This is a genomic window from Kocuria tytonicola, assembly GCF_003687455.1.
In the GTDB taxonomy this organism is placed as follows: Bacteria; Actinomycetota; Actinomycetes; order Actinomycetales; family Micrococcaceae; genus Kocuria; species Kocuria tytonicola.
Window position 1 is genome coordinate 1 of the sequence record NZ_PHOA01000204.1, and the last position, 1,036, is coordinate 1,036.

Here is a 1,036-nt window from a genome sequence, read left to right on the forward strand (position 1 = left end):
GGTGGGGGCGGTGTCACAGGTTCTGCAGTGGTTTCTGGTGGAGCAAATGCATCGCAGTGCCGCGAAATCTGCAATAACGGAGTAAATGCGGCATCAGGGCACCAGGGCATCAGGGCGCCACGGCAGCCTCGCTACGGCGCTCCTCAGTTCGCCTGCTGCAGCTGCGCCAGCGGGGCCCAGCGCATGAAGATTCGGCGCAGCGCCGCAGTGGCGGACCCGAAGTCCCCCTCGCGGAGGAGCTCCACGGCGTCGGACATGTCCTGCGGGGACTCGTCTGGCTGAATCCGGTCCGCCAGGGCGCCGTAGTCCAGGCTCACCAGGGAGGCGGGGCTGAAGGAGTCCAGCCAGCGGCCCAGCCGGGGGAGGTCGTGGGCGAACGCGGCAGCCTGCCGGGCCTCGTCGGGGAGGTCGTCCTCGGGTGCGTCGCCGGAGACGGCCCGTCCGGCGTCGTCGATGGTCTGCGCGGCCCGGAGGGCGCGGCGGGCGGCGGCGTCCGCGGGGGCCACGAGCCGGTGCACCTCGTGCCCGGAGTGCCGGGACGTCACGCGGTCCTCGGGGGCGAACGCGGCGAACCACGCCAGCGGCACCACGTACGAGGACTCTCGGGTGTAGACGGGGAGGAAGCTCTCCCGGGAGGTGGCGCGGGCGGCGTCGTCCACCTGGCCCTCGGGGACCAGCAGCGGCAGCAGCTGGGCGCTGTCCTCGTTCTCGGCGGCCGTGAACAGGCGCAGGGAGCGGCGCAGGCGCTGGGTGGGGTGGAACACGGGGAAGTCCCCCGCAGGAGCCGCGACGGGTGGCGTGCCGGGCACACGAGGCGCGCCGTCCTGCAGCGGGCCGTTCTGCGACGCACCGCCGCCCGAGGCACCACCTCCCGGGGCGCCACTGCCCGAGGCATCGCCGCCCGACGCTCCGACGCCCTGGGCGCCACCTGCCGAAGCCCCCCGCAGCCCCGGCGCGCCACCGCCCGACAAACCGCCCAGCCGCCGCGCACCCGCGGGAGCCGTGGAGAACGGCATGCGCCACATCGGGTCCTGGG

At 74.4% G+C, this 1,036-nt stretch carries 1 protein-coding gene; it reads right to left on the minus strand.

Going from position 1 to position 1,036, the window contains the following annotated elements; translation table 11 throughout:
* Positions 1-143 precede the first annotated feature (143 nt).
* Positions 144-1,036, minus strand: an 893-nt coding sequence (locus CWC38_RS11850; protein ID WP_240625261.1) for a DUF8083 family protein, incomplete at its 5' end; no start/stop codon positions are given.